This window comes from Arenibacter aquaticus (assembly GCF_003957295.1).
GTDB classification, from domain to species: Bacteria; Bacteroidota; Bacteroidia; order Flavobacteriales; family Flavobacteriaceae; genus Arenibacter; species Arenibacter aquaticus.
The window spans coordinates 336317-356228 of record NZ_RQPJ01000001.1 but is presented as its reverse complement, the minus strand read 5'-3'; the positions used below and the strand labels follow the sequence as shown (position 1 = coordinate 356228).

Here is a 19912-nt window from a genome sequence, read left to right as displayed (position 1 = left end):
AAAAGAACTAACGATCCGAAGAACTGAAACCCAATGCGGTAAATAGTCCAGTTCTTTTTATATTTAATAAAATCCTGTAATAATGAAATTAACTATTTCCTTGTCAATTTTACTGTTATTTACAACAGGACTAATTTCACAAACTAGGCACGGTCCAATAGCTTCAAAAAATTCGGACCATTCAATCAATGAACTGCCATTACCCACAAAAGCAGGGACAATGTTTGCCCCTGTGGTCGATATTATGCCGCAACTCAGAGGTTTTCACGACTATAAAAAGGTGCGGGAAGAAATGGTCTTTTTAAAAAATTTAGGTTTTACTAGGGTCTATTTTGTATTATGTCAACCTGGATACCCAGCCTTCTCCGATCCAACAATTTCAGTAATGCCTACTGATAAAGGTACAGGAAATAGCACCTTGGCATCTATATTGGCCCTGGGAGATCCTAATTACATATATATGTCCGAAGCTAAAAGACTTGGCATGGAAGCTTGGGCCATTATAAAACCTTATGAATCCGGGACTGGGTTCACTATTCCCCACGCTGCCAAGGCCCCCCTTAGTAGGAAACAGATTGAAACTATTGGCGGACAACACATTCATTTTGATAATTTGATATCCGACAACCCAAACCTAAGAGTAAAAAGAAAACCTCAATCAGAGACAATTCTTAACAGGTTGAATGAACCCATCAAATCATTGGAAATAGCTTTTAGCATGGACTCCTTTAAACAAAAGGTTTCCTATGACAAATATTTTGAATTTAACGGATTAAAGGATTCAGAATTTCAGGTTCCAAAAATTACCCTATGGTATAGCAAAACAAATGGAAAGTACATTAAGTACAGTGGAAATATTGAAGTAAAATCAAATATTGAGTTACGCGAGGTAAGGGATGCCAACGGCTTTCTAATAGCAGAGGAGCCCAAGCGTTTTTTAATTTTAACCATTACAAATTTTAGTCTTCCTGAAAATTATAATTATTGGGCAATAAGTCTGGATCACAATAAAAATTTGTTTACCATTCCCTTTTCAATGATAAAGGCGTATACCCGTTCTGGGGAGATACCCATCACCACGGGGATACATTCTAGAAGCCCTATGAGTCCTGAGGAAGCAAGTAAATCTCCTGAAGAAAGAGCATGGGGGCTGGAGAAACGGCCTGTTAAGAACAAGGAAGCTTTAAAACTGTTTATGGATTGGGGCTTTGAATTTCAATTTCAAGGAACAGGTCACTGGGGAGACGGTTGGGTGAGCAGTCCGCTATACGGCATTGCAAAAGGCAAACGAAATTATATGGGGGGCACCCCTTGTGAAGCGTATCCCGAAGTACGGGAATACTGGCTGGAACAAGTAGAACGCGCTGTGGAAATGGGATATGACGGAATCGATTTTCGTCTTCAAAACCACTCTGGGATGGTAAGCGATTACGTTAACTATGGGTATAATGAGCCCATTGTAAAACGTTATAAGGAAAAATATGACATTGATATACTCAAGACTGCGGCCGATCCATTGAAAATAATGAAAATAAGGGGGGAATACTTTTTATCATTCCTTGAAAAAGCGGCAGAGACGCTTCATAGATCCGGTAAAAAGATGCAGATCCATTTGCGCCATGCCCATGAGCAGCCTAGATTGTTGGATGATTTTAATGAATTGGGTTTCTGGGCAATGCCCAAAATAGCTCTGAATTGGAAAAAGGCAGTAGATTTGGTAGATGAGGTAACCATAAAGGATTATTATCATGGCGATTACAGGCCAGGGATGGGAGATAGCATTAAAACCTACGCGTATGATAATGGTAAGCGTGTATGGGTCCATAATTATTTTACGCAGGGGGATGGGGTGGAATATGATTTTTTAAATAGTATAGAGAAAGACGAAAGAGTAGGTGGTGTTCTATTGTATGAAGTGGATGGAGGTATTTTACATACAGGCTTTCCCGATAACAGGAGTATACCAAATAGGGATAATATAAATAAATTACATACTGTGTTACAGCAACTGGGCAAGAATTAGTACTGAGTCCTGACTGGGAGGGGACCTAATTTTAAGCATTGTTACCGAAGAATGTACTTTTTTTACTACTTACCCTTAAGTAGTTGGAGGAAGCCAGGTAAAGCGAATTCTGTGATCAATGGGGCAAAACTATAATTAATGAGATTCATTTAAATATGGGAAAAGTAGAAAGAAGATCCGTTCTTAAAGCCATAGGACTTGCCTCGGTAGGAGCAATGACCCCTGCAGTCTTAAATGCAGAAGTCCTAAAAGAGCCTTATAAGGTTATTGGTAAATCATTAAAAACCGACGTACTCATAGTTGGGGGTGGTACGGCCGGAACTATTGCCGCTATTCAGGCCGGAAGGGCGGGAGCCAGAACAATATTGATAGAGAGCGGTAGTCAACTTGGGGGAACCATGACTACCGGCGGTGTTACTTTTCCCGGGATATTTCATGCCTGGGGCAAACAGATCATTGGTGGAATTGGCTGGGAGTTGGTCACGGATTGCGTAAAGTTGAATGGGGATAAATTACCGGACTTTTCAATTCCCCCAGACCGTCACTGGAAGCATCAAGTGTCCATAAATGGCTTTTTGTATACACTGCTGGCAGAAGAAAAATGCATAGAGGCAGGGGTAGGTATCCGTTATTATGAGGCGCCAACTAGTGTAAAATTCGTAAATGGGGAGTGGGTGGTACACACAATGGGTAAAGGTATTATTACACAAATAACTTGTAATCAAATAATAGATTGTACAGGTAATGCCTCTATTACCTCTATGGCCGGCTTTGATGTGCTTAGGGAAACAGAAACCCAACCTGGTTCCCTGATTTTCCAAATAGGGGGATACGATTATAAGGCATTGGACCTAACAAAAATTCCGAAACAATACCATCATGTCCTTAGACAGAACATGGTTAAAAATCAATTGAGAACCAGTGCTGAAAATACATTTGTGCCATATGGATATGTATATGTTCCAGAAGCTGATTCAAGCAGTTCCGAATCCCATACGATGGCCAACAGGGATGGTAGGTCCACTTTATTGAATTTAATACGAAAATTAAGGACTTTTCCAGGTTGTGAAAATTTGAGGATTCTTGATCTAAAGACAGAGACCGCCGTAAGGGAAACCTATAGAATAGACGGGGAGTACAAAATAAGTCATGAAGACTATTTAAAAGGAAAGGTTTTTGAAGATGCTATTTCCAATTCCTTTTATCCCATTGACCTACATAGGGAAGGAAAAACCATTTATCAGGAATTCTTAGAGCCAGATGTGGTAGCCAGTATTCCGCTGCGGGCCCTCATTCCTAAGAAGAGCAAAAATTTTCTTGTGGCAGGACGATGTGTTAGCAGCGACAGGATGGCCAATTCCGCCCTTCGTGTACAGGCATCCTCTATGGGAATGGGTCAAGCGGCCGCAGCTGCAGCCGTTTTGGCAAATAAACAAGGGGTCTCACCACTGCAAGTCCCTGTTGAAGATGTAAAGAAGTTAATAAGGGAACATGGAGGAATATTACCTATAACGACTTAATCTATATGTTTCGTCAGGTTCAAAAAAAGGCAATGCCCATACTTCATAGACTTTGGAAAAGCTGGCGATATGCGAAAATTACCTTGGCCTTTGTGGTACTCTCTTTTGTAAACATGGAAAAAATTAAATATTTCCAACCACGGACTATTTTGATGGAGCCATATAGTACACTAGAATATTCAGTGGCCGTGGAGGATTCAATTTCAGATACAGCTATATTATATAAGGTGTCATCAAAAGAAGGGTTTCCAATTTATTTTTACAGGGAATTATTTACCCCGGTGTGTTTTGATAACAAATGTAGGCCGCTTACTATTAGGTTGTACTGGAACGTAACAGGGCGATATCTGGGCTTTGAGTTGCCAGAAGGCGAGTTTTTAAGTAAGACCGACCATGATCCTTTTACTACCGAGGAGTATGAAAAATTAAATGGCATATTGGCCAATGAAAGCACACCCTTGGCATCCATTGATTACAATCAGCTCACAGTAGATGCAAACAGCCATGGTTTGGACGATATTGATGGTATTGCTTCTGCAACACCACAGAACTTGGCGCCTTATGTAATTAATGGGGCGGCATATACTACCTATAAACTATGGCATGAGATTAACGGACCAATGAAACGAAAAGTACAAGACCTCACTATTGATGATTTATCACCGGCTTTGGTATTAAAAATACTGAAAAGCCCGGTGCTTGTCGATAAAATTTGGGCATTGGAGCGTATTGATGGCTATGTTGAATTTACAACTGAACTTAAAGAGCAGGTGTTTGAATTAATGAAGGACGATAATTATATAATCGTAGAAAAGGCCTTGAATGCCATTAATGTAAACGAACTGGATTCAGATAATGTTCAACAAAGATTAATGGAGACCTTGGTGCATGAAAATTATAATATACAGATTAGAGTCATCGAAAAAATTGCGGATTGTGATGCTTTAAAGACCTCCGTTACCATGGGACTGGTAGAGAATTTGGGGGATTTAAATGGACAGGTTCTGAAAAAAGCACTACTAGTTTTAGGAAAACAAAAACTCACCTCTGATATTTATTTTAAAATAGCTGAGTTGTTACGATCGGAGAATAGATTTATTTCCAATAGCGTAAAGATGTTTTTGCAAAATGAAAATATAAAAGAGCCACAAATTCTTACTCTTTTAAAGGAAGAGTAACTCAAAACGTTTAATTATTAGTATTAGGTAATATGTGCGAAAGGTCAGAACTATTTTATATGTAAGATGCGTTTAGTTGGTTTTAAAATATTGTATTTTGGAACGATATGGGAGTAAGGTGTATTTTTTTTAAAATTTTATTCATACGGGAAAAACATCACTATTAGGTTAGTGGGTTTCAAACATTTTTGCCTTTTTTATATTCTCGCTTTGGCTCCTGACCTGCAATAGAACACAGTAGGTTGTTGGAATTTGAATGGTTACTTTTTTATTTTAACTAGCAATGATTTATCAAAGTCCTAAAATGGCATAAAATTGGGACTTGTGACTTTCCCCAATAGGGATACGGATATCATTGATTACAATTCTGTTGCGCTGAACGGTCTTTATGAAATTTATGTTCACCACAAAGGATTTGTGAACCCTAATAAATTGGTTTTGAGGAAGCTTGTTCATGAGGTCCTTAAAGCTAAGAAGTGTTAAGATGGTCTTATTTGTACCAGTTATATGTATTTTAAGGTAGTCCTTAAGCCCTTGAATGTATTGGATGTCGTCCAATTCCAGTTTAATGTTTTCGTGTTCAGACTTCACAAAAATAAATTTTTGGGCATCTGTGCCACTGCCGAAGGATGGGAAAATATTAGTCATAACAGGTTTTTCTTTTTGTGATAAAATTTCTTTTGTTCTGGAAACTGCTTTTATAAATCTATGGTATGGGATGGGCTTCACCAGATAGTCTACCGCATTTAGTTCAAAGCCCTCTACCGCATACTGCGTATAGGCCGTGGTGAAAATAAATAGTGGCCGATTTTCCAAGGCACTTATAAATTCCAGTCCACTTATTTGCGGCATTTCTATATCGCAAAAAATGAGGTCCACATTTTTTTCCTTAATGGCAGATATGGCATCCAGGGGATTGGTATAGGTTCCTACGACTTCCGTAAAATCCAATTTTTTGCAGTAGTCCGCCAATACATCTATAGCCAGTGGCTCATCGTCAATGATTATGCAATTCATGGTTTTTTAAGTTTAGGGTTAAATCTACCGTGTAGGTCTTACCGTCATCTATGATATTCAATACATGTGCATCAGGATATAGGTAGTTTAGCCTGTTCTTTACATTCTCAAGACCTACTCCGCTACTATTGGATTTTGCCTTAAAAGAACCAATGATGTTCTTCACATATAGTTGTATAGACTCATTTCTTATGGAAAGGTTTATTTTAACATCGGATTTTCCATTGTAATCCGTGCCGTATTTAAATGCATTTTCAATAAAGGAAATAAACAGCAGGGGAGGGATTACCTTCCCTTTCTCTTCACCAGATATTTTAAGGGTAACATTTTCGCTATTTGCCAATCGCAGTCGCTGTAGGGCAACATAACTTTTTATATATTCCAGTTCCTTGGCTAAGGGGACCAATTTTTTATCGGCTTCGTACAGCATGTAGCGCATAAGCTCTGACAAATTTATAATGGCTTCCGAGGTGTCCGCAGATTTTTTTACAGATAGGGAGTATATAGTATTTAACGAATTAAAAAGGAAGTGTGGATTAATCTGGGTCTTTAAGAAGTTAAGCTCGGACTGTATCTTTTCCTTTTCCACCAATTTTCTAAGGTCTTCGTTTTTTTGCCATTCCGTATAAACCTTTACCATGGTGCCAAATATGTAGGGAACGGCAAAAACAAAAGTGGTGGACATGGTGAGCATGGAATAACGGAAAGCCCAAAAGTCATCTTCCCTTGGGGGTCTCATGCCACCCCCCCTTCTGGGCACCCCACCTGGTGGTAGACTATGTAACGCAATACTGGAAAAAAGACCTGCACCCAAAAGCAGCAATACAGACAGGGCAATATAGGCCCATAGCCGGTCTTTTAGCAATAATTTTGTAACTAGGTAATAATAGTTCAGGTAAAAGATAACTATAGCTAAAAATAACTTTAGCAATAGGTTGTTGGGAATGGTTCTGGCCCCACTTAGGAACGGGAAAAATAATAGACTGGAGATGGTTAGCCATAAAAGGGCATGGACCAGCCACTGTGGAATATTTTTTTTATTTAGGGCCATTCAATATTTTTTAATTGAAATCCGGGATTTGCAATTCCTTTAGTTCTTTTACACTTAGAATTGGACTCTCTTTTTTCATTAGTTTGGATATCACCTTGTCTGCCGTTCGCTGGGCATCCAAAGAAGTCGCAAAGGGCTTTTTGCCTTCGAGTATCGGTATATATTCTTGCCTAATTAGTACTTTGTCCTGCAAGGCTATTTCATATCCAAAGCCGTCACCAATAGGGAATGTTTGGGAATACAGTGAAACTTTAGGATCCTTTTCTGTATTCCATATTTTAGTGATTCCAAAGACCAATGTGCCTGACAAGACTAAAAGGGCCATGTATGCTAAAGTACGTTTCATCATTTTTTATTTAAAAGGGGCTATGCCATCTTCAGCATAGCCCCTTTGCTAATCAAACTAAACTAACACTATCAAATAAATCTAATCTTCGTCGTCGTATTCGTCATAGGGGAAGAATTCTTCCAAATCGTCCAAGTACAGACTTCCTGTACGTCCTAGTCCTATAAAGGCCCTTACATTATTGGAGAACACTACGGCATCCTGTCTAGAGGTCCGTTCAAAGCTTGTTTTGGCCTCCCAAGTATCGTTACTAGGGTCATATTCCCAAACCGATTGCAGGGTTCCTCCCGAGGTTCCAGTGGCTATATAGCCGTAGTCGTTAAGGGTAAATCCAACCGCGTTACTTCTTACAATGGAATAATCGTCTTCCTCGTCCAGATCCAATAGCTGTGTCCAGCTTTCTGTAGCGGAGTCAAATACCCAAAAGTCATCCAAGTATATTCCGTTGGATACGCCAGTTCCCATATATACCTTGTCACCAATGGTAAAGGTGGTGGCCGACCTTCTTTTGTCCCCACCAAAACCTACTAGTTCGGACCAAGAGTCGGTATTGGGGTCGTATTTCCAAAAATCTTTTCGGTCGTTGTCGCCGTCAAATCCGGTTCCAAAATAACCATAACCGTTGATGCCAAATGCCAGTGCACTGCGCCTGGGCGTAGATGGGAATTCGGCTATTGCAGTCCAGGTATTGCTGCTTGGGTCGTAGGAATAAAAATCAGACAGTTCGTCCAGGCCATCATAACCAGAACCAATATACCCTTTGTTATCTATGGCAAAGCCCACGGCCGCATTTCGGGCCGCACCGGGGAAATCGGCTTTTTGTGACCAATAATCGCCGTCCATGTCATAGGCCCAAAATGAGGTGAGGTAATCGTCCCCGTCATAACCTACTCCACTATAGCCAATGTTTCCAATGGTAAAATAGGCACTGCTACTACGCGGACTACCATCAAAGACCGATTTGTCTGTCCAGTTTCCCAATTCGTCATCGTCGTCATCGCTAGAACAACTGGCCATTAGGCATAGTGAGGCACTTGCCATGGTCAACATTTTAAAGCGGTATACCGTTCCCTTCATATTGTTAATATATTTCATCCGTTAATTTTTTTGTCAAAACTAGACAGGGAACACGGTGTTTGAAACTTAAATAGATAAAGCCCCCTATTTAACATATGAAAAAGGGTATTTCATCTATCAATGGGAGAGCGGTATTAGTAGCCAAAATTGGCTTCTTGGTCTTATAAGTTCGGGGATTCGTCTATTGGGGTTTCTGAGGTGGGCAAAGGCCGTTACTTTTGGCCTTAAACAATAAACAGATGAAACAATTCCTTGGACTTTTAGGGCTGCTGGCCCTAGTAGTTTCGTGTAGTACAGATGAGATAAATACATCCGATTTTGTAGCCGGCGAGACCTTTACCAACAGTAATATTCGTGCAGTGATGATAGATACCATGGCGGTGGAAACCTACACCATGAAATTTGATAGTCTTGTAACCTCACAAGCTACGCGATTGCTGATTGGAAAATACAGCGACCCAGTTTTTGGGACGGTAGAAAGTTCCAGTTATTTTGAACTGTCGCCCTCCAGTTATTTTATAGACTCCGAAGCGGAATACGATAGTATAGGCTTTATCCTAAAATATGACAACTATTACTACAATGATACCCTTCAGGGAAATACTATCCACATAAAACAACTGAGCGAGATTTTAGAGCCGGAGGATGGTAGTAACTTTTACAATACAAGTAAGAGCGGTTATTACGAGGAAGACTTGGGGAGTTTAACCTTTACCCCCAGGCCTGTTGGGACAGATTCTATCTATGTTAAACTGAGTGATTCCTTGGGGATGGATCTGTTTGATCAGTTTCAGCAAAAGCAAATTACCTTCCAGGAAGAGTTTAAGACCTATTTTCCTGGCCTAAGCATTCAGCCCGATGTAGATGACAACGGGGCCATAATTGGTTTCTCATATACAAGCAGTGTAATGCGGATGTATTATAGCATCTCCGAACAGAATGAAAGGGTACAGTATACCACGGATTTTACGGTAAACACTATTAGTAGTCCGGTTCCTTTTTTTAATAAGATGTCGGTGGTTGAAACCAATGAGTATCTCCAAACCCTTACTGATAAGAAAACGACGGTGAATAGTTCTATTTCGGACAACCAAAGTTATATACAATCAGGTATAGGGTACGCTACCAAAATAAACTTCCCAAACTTAAAAACACTCTTTGATATTCCAGGACAGGGCACCCTATTGAATGCCTCTCTTAAAATAAGACCTGTAGAAAGGTCCTATACTGACGAACTGGCCCTTAGGGATACATTGTCGCTGTTTATTGTGGACGGGAACAACGACCTGACCCAACAATTGTTGGCCACCGATGCTACAGGGGTGCAAGCGATCTTGAACCGGGACAATGAAGAATTTAACGATATCTATTATGAGGTCCCTTTAAGCACCTATATAGAGGGAATATTGACTACGGATAGGGAATCGGATGAAGCCATTATTCTTTTGCCCGCAAATTACAACAGTACCGTGGATAGGTTTGTACTCTATGGAAATAGTGGAAACAAAGGAACAAAGTTAGAACTTACTTATGCAATATATGATGAAGATGAATAAATTACTTTTTTTCGCCTTAGGCACTATGTTATGGTCCACTTCTACAGTGTTGGCCCAGTCCGAAGGGCTTACCAGTTCACCCTATTCCCTCTATGGTCTAGGGGTTATAAATCAGGCCAGTATAGGGAGGACCAATGGTATGGGTTACTCGGGCATAGGTTTACGATCCGAAACCGAGATCAATAACCTAAACCCGGCCAATTTTGCCTTGACCCCCCCAAATTCCTTCTTTTACGATATTGGGATTATAGGAAAGTACAACAGTTATAGCAACAGTATAAACGAGGAGACAAAATCCACAGTTAATTTTTCCAATTTATCGCTTGCCTTTCGTATCGCCGAAAGATTGGGGGCAGGTATTGCCCTAACACCCTATAGTGATGTGGGGTACTCTTTGGTTGGGGTCAACACCAATATTGAGGGGTCGGAAGAGTCTTTTGAGAGTAATATAAACGGAATTGGCGGCTTAAGTGATTTTAAGCTCAACCTAGGGTATGGCCTTACAGATTACCTAAGATTAGGCGCCAGTTTTTCTGTCTTGTTCGGGAATATTGAGGAAGAAGAATATTTCTACCTGGATAGCAGTGCCTTTTCCGCTGAGGAAGACACCAATTACAGTGGTGGCCGTTTTGGTCTGGGGATGCAATTAGACCTTGGCAAAAAGGTTACCCTTGGGAGTACAGTGCAATTTCCTACCAGTTTAAAAGGTAGTCTTAGACGTTCTGTGGTTAAGAGTATTGATGGTGTGGAAATTACCGTGGAAGATGAGGAAAGTGATTCGGTAGACGATTTTAAACTGCCTTTGGAGTTCGGGTTGGGTCTAAGTGCCAAAATCCTTAAATCCTTTACCCTGAATGCAGACTATAAAAAGAACTTTTGGGACAATACAGAGCAGGAAGAGCATTTGGGAGTATACCAAGATCAGGATATCTATGCCATGGGATTGGAATTTGTTAGAAACCCAACAAGTTATAAGTATGCACAACGGATTAGATATAGGGCCGGTTTTAATTATGATACGGGTTATCTTAATATAAATAACACTAAAATTGAAGGCTATAATATCACTGCCGGAATTGGGGTGCCTATTGGAAGGGGAAACAATTCCATGCTTAATCTATCCTACTCCTACGGAGCCTCTGGACAAATCCAAAATGTATTGGTCAAAGAGAATTATCATACCCTAACGCTGAATTTTAGTTTGGAGGACCTATGGTTTAAAAAGCGGGTTATAAATTAAAGGAAACCTCTGGTTTTTACTCTTGTAAACAAATGACAGTACAACTAAGCAATTAAACCAAAGTGCAGCGGAGGAGTCAAAAGGGAAATAAGTTATTATAATTAAAAACCTTTTACTATGAGAAGAATAGCAATAATCGTTATGGGCTTGTTCTTGACAACAGCTTCTGTAAACGAAGTAAATGCCCAAAGAAGAGTAAAGAAAGTGAAAGTAACCAAGGTTGTAAAAGTTCCAAGGACCAAAGTGGTTTATAAAAAGCCTAAAAGAAAGGTGGTCACCGTTAGGACCCTACCAAGGAACAAGGTGGTGGTTAATAATAGGGGGGTGAGATACCACTATGTAAATAACAAGTTTTATAGGTATTATGGCGGACGATATATTAATGTTGCTCCCAGACCCGGATTGCGTATAAAAGTTCTTCCCACTGGCTTTAGGACTGTTGTCTATGCGGGAAGAAACTACTTTTGGTTTGATGGTATCTTCTACCTAAGGGCAGGGGACCAATATGAAGTAGTGTACCCTGAAGTGGGTACCATAGTCTATGAATTGCCGGACAATGCCGAAAAGGTAGAGATTGATGGGGATTTATTGTACGAATCAAACAACGTGCTTTACGAAAAGATCCAGGTAGACGGGACCAGGGCCTATGAGGTGGTAGGTATTATTGAGGAATAATAGATAGGGATAATTTTGAAAATAGCCCTCAGGTTAGAACACTCTGGGGGCTATTTGTTATTCCAAGCTATTCCTTGAAATATAGTCGAGAAAACCGGGTTTATAGTTCTCTGAAACAGTAATGCGCCGGTCGTTGATGATGATCTGACTGCGTTCTACAGCGTCAATGGCATTTAGCGAAACAATAAAGGAGCGATGTATACGCATAAATTTATCCTTTGGCAGTTCTTCCTCCAAGCTTTTAAGGCTCATTAGCGTTAAGATGGCCTTTGGTTGGCTTTTTAGCCATATTTTTATATAATCTTTTAGGCCTTCAAAATATAGCACCTCATCTAGCTTAATCTTCAATTGTTTGTATTCGGATTTGACGAACAGGAATTTTTTATCTTTGAAATGCATGTTGGGAGTACTCCCCTTAACAAGGGAAAACCACTCTTTGGCCTTGGTGGCGGCTCTTAGGAACTCCTCGTAGTTGAATGGTTTTAGCAAGTAATCCAAGGCCTCTACTTTAAACCCTTCCAAAGCATACTCGCTGAAAGCGGTTGTAAAGACAACCCTGGTACTTTTGGGAATAAGCTTGGATAAGCCAATGCCGGTCAGGTCGGGCATTTGGATATCCAAAAAAATTAAATCTACAGGTTCCTTTTCCAAATAGGCCAATGCTTCAATGGCACTATCGCATTTGGTCTTTAGATCTAGAAAAGGAGTTTTTAAGACGTAGGATTCTATGAGTTGCAACGCCATAGGCTCATCATCCACCACTATACAGCTTATTTTATTGGATTTCATAAATGTTACATTTCAAGTGTTAATACAGCAGTAAAGGTTTCATCTTTGACCTTATAGGTAAAGCTATGTCGGTTGGGATATAATAATTGCAGTCTTTTTCCTAGATTTTCCAAACCTATACCGGAGCCACTCTTGTCACTATTGTTTTTTGGTAAATTGGGGTTTACAGCGGTAAAGACCAAAAAGGTATCCATAACCTCCAGTTTAAAAGACAAAGAAGCCTTCTTGCTTGCGGGGATGCCGTGTTTAAAAGCATTCTCTACCAAGGTAATAAATAGTAGTGGTACCACGCTAATGTTTTCCGATACCTTGGGAAAAGAATAGGATATGGTTATTTTATCGGAAAATCGGAGCTTCATCAGTTCTATATACTGGGTCATAAAATCTATTTCCTTTTGTAAGGGGACTTTTTCGGTCTCGGTATCGTACAGCAGATAACGCATAAGTTTTCCCAAGCTATGTATGGTATTCTTGGCACTTTCCGGATGGATGTCTACCAGCGAATAAATTGTGTTCAGCGCATTGAAAAAAAAGTGGGGCTGTAATTGGTATTTTAAATGTTGGATCTCGGATTGTAGTTTAACATTTTTTGCCTCCTTGCGTTCGGCCTCGGTCTTTACCCATCTTTCTGTTGTTTTCAGTGCTATGGCAAATGCCAGAGGTACTAAGGATGCAAAGAAATCCAGGTACAGGAAAATTTTTCTAGGAGGTCGGTTCGGAAGATTGTCACTTGGGATTAATATGTCTGTTAGATATCTTTTTAGTTCGTGGTTGGCCCAAACAAAAACAGCTATGATTATCGCATTGATGACAAAAAAGAGGACGGTTCTTCTATCAAATAATAGCCTATCAATAAAATAGATGTAGTTGGAATAAAAAATAAAAGCATAGAAAAATAGCGGGACCCAGATATGAATGAGCGTTTTAGGAACCACATATTCCCCTTGGTTTTGGCCTTGTGTCAATAAATAGGGCATACTTATCAAGATTAGCCATGCCAAAACATGTAACAAGGGGTAGATGTTTTTTTTTCTAGTTAAATCCATTGATGTATAATTTATTCATATCTCAAAGCTGTAATAGGATCCAGTGCAGCCGCCTTTCTTGCCGGGTACCATCCAAAGAATATTCCCGTGATGGCACAAACAGCAAATGATATAACAATAGAATAGAGCGCTACACTCGTTGGCCAATGTAAGAATTTCTCAATAAAAACAGTGGAACCAAGCCCTAAGATTACGCCCAGTAGTCCGCCTGTTATGCTAATTAATATGGCTTCGATCAAGAATTGCATCAATATATCGGAACCTTTCCCCCCAACGGCCATACGAAGGCCAATTTCTTTGGTTCGTTCCTTGACGGATACATACATTATATTCATAATACCTATACCTCCAATTAATAGGGAAATACCGGCAACTGCAACCAAAAGAATAGTGAGCATTTCACTGGTAGAGCTAAAGGTGGAGATTAGCTCTTCCATAGAACGCACATAAAAATCATCTTCTTGTTCATCGGCGATTTTGTGTTGAGAGCGTAAAATAGCACTCACCTCGTTAACGGCATCCGGGGCATCCTCTTCACTAATGGCCGATGCCATGATCTGATTGATATGGTCTATGGCCAAAATACGTTTTTGAACCGTGGTGTAGGGGGCAATTACCACATCGTCCTGATCTTGGCCAAAGGTGTTTTCCCCTTTTTCTTCCAAGACCCCGATTACCTTGAAGGGTATACTATTAAAGCGGATCATTTTACCTACAGGGTCTTCCCCATTGGGAAAAATATTGTCAACAACGGTTTGTCCCAATAAGGCAACCTTGGAGGCCGATTGTACTTCGGCATCAGTAAACATACTTCCACTTTGCAGGTCTAAAACTTTTATGTTCAAATAGTCGGGGTTAACCCCATAAATTGTGGAAGGCCAGTTATTGGAACCGTTTATTACCTGTCCCCCACCATTGACCAATGGCGTAATGTAGGAGAGTAGGGAAGCTTGCTGCTCAATTACCTTAAAGTCGCTAAGCGTTAGAGTTTCCATGGCACTGCGATCTTGTCTCACTCCTCCCCGCACATCGGAACCTGGGATAACGGTAATCATATTGGAGCCCATACTGGATATGGTACTGCGAATACTTTCCTTGGAGCCTTCCCCAATGGCAAGCATGGCAATGACAGAGGCTACACCAATGATGATACCCAACATGGTAAGCAAGGTTCTCATTTTATTAAGTACAATAGCCTTAAAGGCAATTTTAAACAGATTCAGTAGTCTCATAATTAATGATTTTCGATGGGTAGTTGCGCTAATTCCGTTGCAGCTGATTGTACCTTGGTATTGGGATAATCCTTAATGATATTCCCGTCCTGTAGAACAATGGTACGGCTGCTAAAGGTCGCAATATCGGGTTCGTGTGTTACAAAGGTGATGGTAATCCCCTGTTCGTTCAACTCTTGGAACAAGGACATAATTTCATAAGAGGTACGGGTATCCAAATTTCCCGTAGCTTCATCCGCCAGGATCATCACCGGATTGTTGACCAAAGAACGTGCAATGGCCACCCGCTGCTGCTGTCCCCCTGAGAGTTGGGATGGGGTATGCTGCAATCTATCTGCCAAACCTACCATCTCCAGCGCCCTAACAGCACGTTCCCTGCGCTCCTCTGTAGACACCTTGCTGTTGTATAAAAGGGGCAGTTCTACATTTTCAATGGCAGATGTCCTGGCAAGAAGGTTGTAGGATTGAAAGATAAATCCAATTTTTTCGTTGCGAATGGTAGCTAGCTCATTCTTAGCTAAATCCTTTACTTTTAGGCCATCAATTTCATAGGTTCCGGAAGTAGGTTGGTCCAAACATCCCAAGATGTTGAGCAATGTACTTTTTCCAGATCCACTAGATCCCATTATAGTTACAAATTCGCCCTCTTCAATGGTGAACGACACACCTTTTAAGGCCTGGACAATTTCATTGCCCATAGTAAACTGCCGCTTTAAATCCTTTATTCTAATGATTTCCTTGTTCATAGCTGATTAGGTTTATTTTTTTCCCGGTCGTTTTGGCATAAACGGACTTTCATCTGCGCCTTCCGGCCCTTGCATTTTTTGGTTGCTTTGTGTTTTTAGGCTGTACACCAATTTGTCGCCTTCCTCAATGCCATCCAGGATCTGAACGTTTACCCCATCACTGGCACCCAAGGTGACCTTTTTAGGGGAAATGCCCCCGTCTGCCTCAAGGACCCAAACGGTTGTTCCTTGATCTTCCTCTGGTCTTGGCCTACCTTTTGGAGGTTCAATGGATAGGTTTTGTTGTTCGTTATATGCCATCATCACAGGGGGAGAGGGTTTAAAATTAATGGCCTTGGCTTCGGCGGTCAACACATCTTTCAGTTCCAAGGTATATATTGAAATGGTAGCCGTTAGTCCAGGTTTTAGCTTTAGATCTGGATTGTCTGCTTTTATGACCACCGTATAGGTAACTACATTTGAGGTCACCGTTGGATCTAGGCGTATTTGGGTAACGGTGCCTTCAAAGGTTTCCCCTAAATAAGCATCCACGGTAAAAGTTACCCTTTGGCCATCCTTCACTCCGCCAATATCGGCTTCATCAACATCTGCTTCCACCTGCATCTCTTTTAAATCCTGTGCAATGGTAAACAGGGTGGGCGTGCTAAAGCTTGCTGCCACGGTTTGGCCTTCGTCTATGGCTCTGGAAAGGACCACCCCATCAATGGGCGAATAGATATTGGCATAACTTAAATTGGTCCTTGCCCTTTCCAAATCGGATAAACGTTGGGTTACCGTACCCTTCGCTGTTTCATAATTATACAGTGCATCATCGTAATCGGATTTACTGATCACTTGATTTTCGTATAGCGTTTTTTGTCGGTCGAAAATGACCTTCATATAGTTTTTTTGGCTTAGGGCATTATCATAAGCTGCCTGTGCCTGACTCAAGGTAGCACGTAGATTGGTCTTATCCAATTCCGCAATGAGCTGGCCTTCGGTGACTACACTGTTGTAGTCTACATATATTTTTTCTACCACACCAGAGACCTGTGTACCCACTTCAACCTGTGTTATAGGTTCTATGGTTCCGGTTGCAGTTACCATAGTGGTGACTTCCCCTTTTTTGGCCGTGATTGATTTGACTTCTACTAGGCCATTATTGTCTTCTTTCATAAAACTGTAGGCTGCAAAAGCAAGTAATATCAGTACAAGGCTGCCCAGTATAATTTTTTTCTTGATTTTCATTTGATTAGATTTTAATGTCGTTTCCTTGATAAAATTGAAGCAATTGGTTGTACAAAAGGCTTAGGTATTTGGCCTGTATATAATTCTGTTCCGTATTGGTATAGGTGTTCTGGCTTACGATCAGGTCGGTGGTGCTCAGAGCCCCCAATTCATATTGTTTTTGTGCCAGCCTAAAGGATTCCTTTGCCGCATTTCTGGCCATATCCGCAGCTTCCATTTCACTCTGGGCCGTAACGGCATTCTGCCAGGCGGTCTCTATTTTTTGATATAGGTCCTTTTCTTCCTGTGCCAGTTCCAATTTGGCGATATCAATATTTATTTTTGCGGCCTGTACCTCAGATTTGGTCTTGTTTCTATTAAAAATGGGTACGTTCAAGGATATTCCCAATCTTTGATTAAAGTTGAGGTCCAATTGATCCGAGAAATTATAATCCTGGGTAGATGTATATCCAGAACCTAAACTTCCTATAAGGGAAAGGGTAGGGAGGTAACCACCTTTGGCAATATCCAAGTCCTTTTCGGACAGGGAAACATTTAACTTGCTAGCGTTTATTTCCGGGAGGTTTTTCAGAGCTTCGGAATACACTTCGTTTAGATCCGGCACTAGGTCAAGGATTATGTCCTCCTGATCCGCAATCTCAAAATGGGTGTTGGGGGGCAGTTCCAATAGCTGTTTTAATGACAAAAGCTGAAGCGCATAATCGTTTTTGGCATTTATGAGTACATATTGGTTTGTTGCGGTTTGCGATTGTGCGTCCGTATACTCTTTAATGGCGATAGAACCGGCATCCAATCTGGCCTTGGCACGCTCTTCCTCCTTTTGTGATACCTCAAGGTTATTTTCGGCAATTAGAATATTCTCTTTTGAATATAGTAATTGAATATAACTTTCGGTAATACTCAAAGTTATGTTGTTCTTGGCCTCTTCCTCATAAAGTGCATATTGATCTAGAAGGAGCTTTCCCTGTTTTATCTGATTGTTGATCTGGTTCCCTTGGAAAAGGGTTAGTTGGGAGGTTAATCCCAGACTGGTAGAATTGATCTGCTGGGAAACAAAATCGCTCGTGATGGGGTCGATGGAGTTCCCGTTGGTGAAATTTTGGGAAGCCGAGCCGGTTAAATTGGGCAACCTCAAGGATTTTGTGGCCAAGTAATTGGCCTCGGTCCTGTTCTTGGACAGTTGGGCTTGTTTTACACTAATGTTGTTCTCTATGGCATAGGCAATACATGCTTCCAAGGTCCAGATCTTTTTGTCCGAATCTATGGACTGCTGGGCCTGAACAAAATGGACTAAAAAAATGCTTGCCAAAATAATATACTTTTTCATAGACTTTTAGCTTTCTAATGGAATTTGGAACCAAATATCCACCCAAAGGCAAACAGTATGAAATGAAATATATTAGATGGGCAATTCAATATACCAATACCCTTTTTTTATCGACGGAATTTTTAAGGATATTGGTATTGTTGGGTTTAAGGATGAAACCTTATTTAAAATTGGAAGTTTAAATTAGACAGGTTTTTTGTTCCCCATTTTTTCTTTTCGCTTTTTAAGTTGCTTTTCCAGATCCCTTACGGTTTCGGCTGCTGCTTTTTCAAAATTGTCCTCGTTAGACCTAGCAAAAATTCTAGGACCCGGTGCACTTAGCTGTATTTCGCAAACTTTATGGTTTGGATTGGAACTATTGCCCAATTTAAAAAATACATCGGCCCTGATCAAAAAAGGATATTTATGTGCCAACTTGTCTAAGTTGTTGGTGACTATTTCACTAAGCGATTCACTTGTTGGCATGTGCAAGTATTGAATATTTACTGTCATATTATGGTGTTTTAATGATTTATTCCAAAAGTAGAGCTATCATTCCTTTCTTGATATGACTTAAATCATTTGGTTTTAAGCTTTGAATTGTAAACTTTGGTAAACATATCACTTAGAAACTATGGCATTAAATTTTAATCAGTACGCAACAGAAGGAAATACCTTTTTAAAGGAATATTCCAGGGAAATGGATATGGCAAACGATCCCAATAAAGCCGGGCGCATTTTTACCGCCACCTTGTATGCCTTAAGGGATATTATTCCAATTGCGGAATCCCTGCAATTCATCGCCCAACTTCCTATGTTCCTAAAAGGGGTCTATGTAAACGGCTGGAGCCTTAAAAAAGAAAAACCTAAGGTAAAACGTATGGCAGATTTCTTGGATTTGGTCCGGGCACACGATTGGCCTGCGGAAGTAAACGACTTTGAGTATAACGACGAAATAGCTGAGCGCTATGTGAACACCACCTTTATCTATCTAAGAAAGTATATTTCCAGAGGTGAAATGCAAGATATACGTGACGGGCTGCCCAAAGATCTTAAAAGTATGATCTTCACCAATCCAAGCTTCTAAAATGATTTTGCAGCCACTTAAAGCTGTAAACTTTGGGTCTAAAATTTGTTCACAGGGCTCCTTGCACCTTGTCTGGAATGTATCAAAACCAGGTATTAGGGAATCATTATCATTAATTGGCCTACTAAATAGTTAAATAAAATGCAACCAATTGGCGGGGCATATGTATAGGGCCAGTATATGCCGCTCAATCACTTCGGAAACAGATTTACGTATTCATGAAAACAAAAACAGCATTGCTCTTGGAGTTATGGACAGAGGCTAGGACCCGATTAACCTATCAACTCACCAATATTTTGGAAAACGATCTTGGGAAGCGACTCCCACCGGCGGTAAACAGCGTAGGTTTTTTGCTTCGGCACATAGGGGATGTAGAATTATTATTTGCCAAAAATATTTTTGGGGCTCCTAACGTACGGGTCATTGCCAAAACGGTCATTGCCAAAACAGATACCGGGGAGTGGAATAATTTAGAGGAGCTTAAGGCTTATGTGGACCATTCCTTTAAGACACTCAAGGATATTGTGGAACAACAGACCGATGCAGATTGGGAATCTTTGGTGACAACAAAGGAATTTGGCACTAAGACCAAGGCTGAAGCTTTTGGAAGAATTGTTTCCCATACCAATCACCATGCTGGGCAGTTGGCCATACTGCTCAAATATGGACAGTGAACTGGAATTATATAGGTTGGCCTAAGGAAAAATGACTCTTGATGATAGGCCCAAAAGGGGAAACAAATTGGAAGCACTATTGTTTTACGAATCTTTACCCTATGTATACTAATTAATTTTCA

At 40.5% G+C, this 19912-nt stretch carries 19 protein-coding genes; 8 read left to right on the top strand and 11 right to left on the bottom strand.

From position 1 onward, the window contains the following. Positions 1 to 82 precede the first annotated feature (82 nt). The 3 genes from EHW67_RS01380 to EHW67_RS01370 all read left to right on the top strand — a co-directional run bounded on the left by EHW67_RS01380 (position 83) and on the right by EHW67_RS01370 (position 4721). A complete protein-coding gene (locus EHW67_RS01380; RefSeq protein ID WP_126160548.1) occupies positions 83 to 2023 on the top strand; it encodes a hypothetical protein in 1941 nt (646 codons plus the stop codon). 155 nt (positions 2024 to 2178) lie between these two features. Continuing rightward, on the top strand, positions 2179 to 3543 hold the full coding sequence (locus EHW67_RS01375) for an FAD-dependent oxidoreductase (protein WP_126160547.1): 1365 nt from the start codon (positions 2179 to 2181) through the stop codon (positions 3541 to 3543). 32 nt (positions 3544 to 3575) lie between these two features. Continuing rightward, positions 3576 to 4721, top strand: a complete 1146-nt coding sequence (locus tag EHW67_RS01370) for a hypothetical protein (protein WP_126160546.1) — start codon at positions 3576 to 3578, stop codon at positions 4719 to 4721. A gap of 291 nt (positions 4722 to 5012) precedes the next feature. Here EHW67_RS01370 and EHW67_RS01365 read toward each other — a convergent pair whose 3' ends face one another. From EHW67_RS01365 to EHW67_RS01350, 4 genes are all read right to left on the bottom strand, one after another. Beyond that, positions 5013 to 5738, bottom strand: a complete 726-nt coding sequence (locus tag EHW67_RS01365; protein ID WP_126160545.1) for a LytR/AlgR family response regulator transcription factor — start codon at positions 5736 to 5738, stop codon at positions 5013 to 5015. Further along, positions 5719 to 6789 carry a sensor histidine kinase gene (locus tag EHW67_RS01360; protein WP_126160544.1) on the bottom strand — a complete coding sequence of 357 codons (1071 nt, stop codon included), beginning with the start codon at positions 6787 to 6789 and terminating at the stop codon, positions 5719 to 5721. Before EHW67_RS01360 ends, EHW67_RS01365 begins: the two co-directional genes overlap by 20 nt. 10 nt (positions 6790 to 6799) lie before the next feature. Next, the gene (locus EHW67_RS01355; RefSeq protein ID WP_158285049.1) at positions 6800 to 7135 is read right to left on the bottom strand and encodes a DUF4907 domain-containing protein; all 336 of its coding nucleotides are present in this window, start codon (positions 7133 to 7135) and stop codon (positions 6800 to 6802) included. An 81-nt stretch (positions 7136 to 7216) separates the two neighbouring features. Beyond that, positions 7217 to 8230, bottom strand: a complete 1014-nt coding sequence (locus tag EHW67_RS01350; RefSeq protein ID WP_238389815.1) for a Kelch repeat-containing protein — start codon at positions 8228 to 8230, stop codon at positions 7217 to 7219. 221 nt (positions 8231 to 8451) lie between these two features. Here EHW67_RS01350 and EHW67_RS01345 point away from each other — a divergent pair, with 221 nt between their 5' ends. From EHW67_RS01345 to EHW67_RS01335, 3 genes are all read left to right on the top strand, one after another. Continuing rightward, complete coding sequence (locus EHW67_RS01345; protein ID WP_126160542.1) at positions 8452 to 9768, top strand: DUF4270 family protein; 1317 nt, start codon at positions 8452 to 8454, stop codon at positions 9766 to 9768. Next, entirely contained in the window at positions 9761 to 11008 is a 1248-nt protein-coding gene (locus EHW67_RS01340; RefSeq protein ID WP_238389813.1) for an OmpP1/FadL family transporter, read from the top strand. Before EHW67_RS01345 ends, EHW67_RS01340 begins: the two co-directional genes overlap by 8 nt. Before the next feature lie 117 nt (positions 11009 to 11125). Beyond that, positions 11126 to 11683: a DUF6515 family protein gene (locus EHW67_RS01335; RefSeq protein WP_126160540.1), complete on the top strand. Its 558-nt coding sequence runs from the start codon at positions 11126 to 11128 to the stop codon at positions 11681 to 11683. Between the two features lie 57 nt (positions 11684 to 11740). Here the strand turns inward: EHW67_RS01335 and EHW67_RS01330 are convergent, their stop codons facing one another. The 7 genes from EHW67_RS01330 to EHW67_RS01300 form a co-directional block, all read right to left on the bottom strand. Then, positions 11741 to 12472 carry a LytR/AlgR family response regulator transcription factor gene (locus EHW67_RS01330; protein ID WP_126160539.1) on the bottom strand — a complete coding sequence of 244 codons (732 nt, stop codon included), beginning with the start codon at positions 12470 to 12472 and terminating at the stop codon, positions 11741 to 11743. A gap of 5 nt (positions 12473 to 12477) precedes the next feature. Then, the gene (locus EHW67_RS01325; protein ID WP_126160538.1) at positions 12478 to 13518 is read right to left on the bottom strand and encodes a sensor histidine kinase; all 1041 of its coding nucleotides are present in this window, start codon (positions 13516 to 13518) and stop codon (positions 12478 to 12480) included. Positions 13519 to 13529: 11 nt separating this feature from the next. Beyond that, entirely contained in the window at positions 13530 to 14750 is a 1221-nt protein-coding gene (locus EHW67_RS01320) for an ABC transporter permease (protein WP_126160537.1), read from the bottom strand. Positions 14751 to 14752: 2 nt separating this feature from the next. Beyond that, positions 14753 to 15496, bottom strand: coding sequence for an ABC transporter ATP-binding protein (locus tag EHW67_RS01315; protein ID WP_126160536.1), 744 nt, complete (start codon positions 15494 to 15496; stop codon positions 14753 to 14755). A gap of 12 nt (positions 15497 to 15508) precedes the next feature. Continuing rightward, positions 15509 to 16723, bottom strand: coding sequence for an efflux RND transporter periplasmic adaptor subunit (locus tag EHW67_RS01310; protein ID WP_126160535.1), 1215 nt, complete (start codon positions 16721 to 16723; stop codon positions 15509 to 15511). Positions 16724 to 16727: 4 nt separating this feature from the next. Beyond that, on the bottom strand, positions 16728 to 18050 hold the full coding sequence (locus EHW67_RS01305) for a TolC family protein (protein WP_126160534.1): 1323 nt from the start codon (positions 18048 to 18050) through the stop codon (positions 16728 to 16730). Between the two features lie 183 nt (positions 18051 to 18233). After that, positions 18234 to 18542 (bottom strand): HPF/RaiA family ribosome-associated protein, encoded by a 309-nt coding sequence (locus EHW67_RS01300; protein ID WP_126160533.1) that lies wholly within the window; start codon positions 18540 to 18542, stop codon positions 18234 to 18236. 121 nt (positions 18543 to 18663) lie between these two features. Here EHW67_RS01300 and EHW67_RS01295 point away from each other — a divergent pair, with 121 nt between their 5' ends. After that, entirely contained in the window at positions 18664 to 19116 is a 453-nt protein-coding gene (locus EHW67_RS01295; RefSeq protein WP_126160532.1) for a DUF2267 domain-containing protein, read from the top strand. A gap of 218 nt (positions 19117 to 19334) precedes the next feature. Beyond that, positions 19335 to 19790, top strand: a complete 456-nt coding sequence (locus EHW67_RS01290) for a DinB family protein (protein WP_126160531.1) — start codon at positions 19335 to 19337, stop codon at positions 19788 to 19790. Positions 19791 to 19912: the final 122 nt, after the last annotated feature.